General features: G+C 42.6%; 2 protein-coding genes. Both read right to left on the bottom strand.

Annotation, left to right across the window (positions count from 1 at the left end; genetic code table 11):
* Positions 1-214 precede the first annotated feature (214 nt).
* Entirely contained in the window at positions 215-3,049 is a 2,835-nt protein-coding gene (locus tag CSQ89_RS20495; RefSeq protein ID WP_099407851.1) for a collagenase, read from the bottom strand.
* Positions 3,050-3,379: 330 nt separating this feature from the next.
* Positions 3,380-3,586: hypothetical protein (locus CSQ89_RS23400; protein ID WP_233203371.1), on the bottom strand; the 207-nt coding region annotated here is incomplete at its 5' end.

Here is a 3,586-nt window from a genome sequence, read left to right as displayed (position 1 = left end):
TTTACGATCCACGCTTCCTTCCCACGCTCGGTCGCCCTCACGCAGTTGCGCTTCACTTCGTTCGCTGTGATCAACTTACGGCGGGACTTCCACCCGCAGGAGTGCGCCCATGCTGGGCGCACATGGAAAACGGTGTGGTAGCAACCACACCGTTTTCTTCATGCAGCCTCACATCGGGCTAAGCATGTACCACTGAGCCTGGTGAAAGCTGCTTTTACTGCCAATAGCCAGTAGAACGGCCATCGGAAGAAACAAAGGGACGCCCTGCCTGGCAACTTGCCGGTGCACAATTGCCACCGTACAAGTAGTAAGACGTACCGGCTGGCTTTCCATCTTGCTTGATAGTCATGCGATAAGTTCTGCCTTCGTAGACCGTTTGATCTTGATCAAAATACTGCTGGTAAATGCTGAACTGGTTAGCACTTCGCGTTGTACCACCACCGCTAGTGGCACCCCCTCCAGTTGTTACTTGGCCTTCCTGCCAGAACGACTGGACGCGGTTGTCGCTATTTCTCCACGGATTCTGGCTTGTGCAAGCGACTGGGGCACATGTACTGCCATATATGGGAGGATAGTCACTACTTGGCTTACCATCAACAATCACGTTATAGGAGTAGGTCCTTCCTTCGAATACCGTTTGATCAAGATTGCGATATTGCCGATTTGCATCGAACTGATCCGCACTCTTTGTCGTACCACCGCCACCCGTAGTAGTGGTGCCGCCTCCTCCACCCGTCTTCGTGGTGCCGCCACCTGTGGTGGTCGTCGTGCCCCCCGCCCCAGTAGTAGTAGTAGTGGTAGTGGTAGTGGTGCCGCCACCTGTCTTAGTAGTACCACCAGTTGCACCATCACCTCCTGGCGTCCAGTATCCAAGTTGGCTGCTCCACTCATAAGGGCGCGCCTTATTACAAGTTAAAGGAATACACCGCCAGCCAGTTGTGGAATCCTTCACATTTACTTGACCTTTCTCTAGCAAGGAATAGGTATATGGGTTTCCATAAATCAGCACAGAGTCATTATGTTTATAATCTTTGTTTGGATCGAAAGTTATCTTACCCACTCCTCGATTTGGCGTTACTACGTTAACTCCTCCCGCATACCTCGCTCCAGCAAATTCCCCTCCTTCGCTTACTGTGTTTAACCACTGATTGAATTCACTATCGTAACGCGTACCGATGTCAGTAAAGATAAACTTTGTATACTCTTTCGGTTTACCACTTCGGATAATAAGTAGCATTTTCTCCACATCATCTCTATGCCGCTCAAACATGAACCTTACCCCTAAATATCCCCAGGTATAGGCACGACCAAAGTAATCGCTCATGTCATAAGTATGATTGAATATTTGACTAAGTGTGTAGGTTTTCTTACGCGCTACCTCTATCGCGTTCGGATAAGAATTTTGCTTAGAGAAATACTCAGCGACGCCTTCTTGCCACCATACCAAGCGTGTCTCATTGCTAAAGAAATCGGCATAGTCAGCCTGATTAAATACATTATCTAAATAATGAATGAACTCATGTTTCAAATTCCAAATATATTGCCCAATCAATTCATCTGTTCCATCTACTCCATCTTTATGGTAGGCCCAAAAGCGCTGAACATTTCCTATTTCGCCGGTATTGCCTTCCAATTGATAGCCACCATTATTAGTCTCAATTTTAAAAACAGCCCTACCAATTTTCGCATACTCATTCTTATTCTTAAATAAGACCATTTCCAAGCCGCTATCAAATTTTGGCCTTTCTTTGGTACCACCAACCATAGAGGCCTTATCTGGCGTTATTCCAAATAAAGAATAGATAAATAACTTTTCTTCTGCCATTACTAATCGGCAAGCTTCATCCAACCGTGCCGCAGGTATCTCCGGTTGAGCTATTATTCTCACATAAGTAGAACAAGACTTCTTTGAGGGCATATTTCTTTCTACCCAGCGTTCTTTTATGTCACAGGTGCTATATTCCGCACAGTTATTTCTCTGTGATTTTTTATCCACATCGTAGCTATCTACCGCACCTACCACAGCAACATATACATTACTACCACGACCGTTAATATCTAGGCCACGCAAGATCTCTTTAATTTGCGGTCTAATTTTTGGCCTTAATTGTTCATAATTTAACCCGCCTGCCAAACTGATTGCAGCACTCTCTAGTACCTCTTCATACTTGGTATCCAGCAATGAAATATTATTATTGTAAAAGGATTTAAATGCCGAAAAATAAGAACTATCATTTACAACAATCTTATTTGCGTCAAGTTCATACCTTGGCTTGAGTCCTATATACGGATCATCAAGATTAACCCGTGTAACCTGTATCCAGGTTTTAAACATAGATTTAATCGCAGCAAGCGACTCATCATCTTTAAAAAAGTTACTTCCAATTTCCAGCATCTTTGCTTTTAAAATAGGCAAGTAATTTACATAGTCTCTTGAGAAATATATTGTATCATAAATCATTTTTAGTTTTTTATGGTTACTATAGTCGGAAATGCGGCTGGCTTGACTATTCAACATCAACTCAAGCCCTTGTTTGATTCGTTGTTTCATCGCAAAACTATATTCAAATTGCTTATCATTATAAAACCGGTAATTATAAGCTGCCTCAACATACCCCAGAATGGCAATCAACTCATCTTCTTTATAGGTCTCCGTATATCTGCCAGCCAACCGTAATAACTCTTCAACAACCGTATTTAATCTAGACTCTTCAAATAATTGTCTCTCATAACCATTGTCATAAAATAAATCCTGATAACAACTGAAAGTTTTAATTGCTTTTAATAGATCATTACCGGTAGCATAAGCTAATGCTCCCATATTGCAGCTTTTTTGAGCTGCCTCCATATTCTTTTTCTGCATATCCCTCTGCTGTCTGGCTCTGTCCAGACTACGCTCGTAACTCTCATAATCCTGTGTTTTTATAGCCTCTGAAGTTGACGCATTGTTTTTCTTGGGGACACCAACATCTGCTTCTGCCGGAAGAAAAAGCGCTCCCACGATAAGGAATAGTGGTGTTAATCGGTACTGCTTGGTCGTCTTAGTCATCACATCACCCCCACAAAGTTAGTGAACCCAAGTACCGTAATAGCAGTTTGCCAATGAAATACAAATCAAACGCGCTGCAAGGAGGCGGGTCTAACCCTTAACACGTCTTTGACATCAAAAAATACTTTATCCTTTATGAAATATATTCAGAATTAGTATTAATTATGCGCACCTGTATATTTAGCAACTATTCAAAAAATTATATTTAAAAAGGTTTTAGCCTGATAAGCATCATTAATGCTTAAGTCATTTTATGGCTATGTTATATAATCCGGTACAGATAAACATATAAAGGGTAAGGCATCAAAATTTACATATTAGCCCGGCAATTTAATATCCCAAATCCGCCGCATAAGCGATCTTGGGGTGACGGAAATAGGAACGAATACGCTCAGGCCGCAACTGCAGGCGTGTAAAACAGCGTGCAAAACTTTCCAGATTCCAGGGGTAAACAGCGTTCAATAGTTTCCACCCCTGGGTGTGCAACCATCCGGTGTTTCTGCCGGAGAATCTGGGGTGATAAACATGAATCTCATT

The organism is Chitinimonas sp. BJB300 (assembly GCF_002735695.1).
In the GTDB taxonomy this organism is placed as follows: Bacteria; Pseudomonadota; Gammaproteobacteria; order Burkholderiales; family Chitinimonadaceae; genus Chitinimonas.
Note: the sequence above shows the minus strand (reverse complement) of the source record. Positions and strands in the feature narration are given on the sequence as shown.